We start from the raw sequence: 691 nt of genomic DNA, 5'->3' as shown, positions 1-691 counted from the left end.
GTTGCGCGCCAGCGCCACCGAGATCGTGATCGGCGACAACGGCGGCGCGACCGCCGCCGCCCACCTCCCGCGCACCACCTACGCCGCCGCCCACAACGCCGCCCTCGTGCTGGGACGGATCGACGCCGGGGTGCTGGAAGAGTCCGAGTGCGCGCCGCTGCTGGGCGAGCTCGAGTCCATCCTCGGCACAGACACCCTCGCCAAACTGCGGGCGATCTGGCGTGAGGCCCACACGGTGGCCGATGCCGACACCGCCGCCATGCTCGAGCTCGGGCGGCGCTGGTTCGACATCGTGGGCCCCGAACCGCACGCCACACCGGTACCGAGCTCGCCGTTGGGCGCGGCCATCGCTGCCACCGCCGCCGCCATCGCCCGCGAGGTCGCGGCGAACCCGGTTCCCGCCGACCCGGCCGAGTCCGCCGCCGCCGCTCGCCAGGCTGCCGCCGCCACTGCCGAAGAGGCACAACAGATGGCCGAGCATGTGTTCGGCGACGATGCGGCATCGGGCATCTCGCGCACCGTGGCCCGCACCCGCACCCCGCTGACCACGGAACAGACCGCCGCGCGTGTGCTGGCCCGCGCGCTGGACACCGCCGCCGCCCGCGAACGTGCCACGGTGAAAACGACCTCGGTGGTGCCGCCGGGGCGGGTGCGGATGCGCGGTGTGCTGGCCAGGCAGGCCCAGCTCGCG

General features: G+C 74.8%; 1 protein-coding gene. It reads left to right on the top strand.

The window, feature by feature from the left end; all coding sequences use genetic code 11:
* Nucleotides 1–691, top strand: a 691-nt coding sequence (locus tag APZ21_RS34870; RefSeq protein ID WP_476739086.1) for a hypothetical protein, incomplete at both ends; no start/stop codon positions are given.

The organism is Nocardia arizonensis, assembly GCF_001310275.1.
GTDB classification, from domain to species: domain Bacteria; phylum Actinomycetota; class Actinomycetes; order Mycobacteriales; family Mycobacteriaceae; genus Nocardia; species Nocardia arizonensis.
Note: the sequence above shows the minus strand (reverse complement) of the source record. Positions and strands in the feature narration are given on the sequence as shown.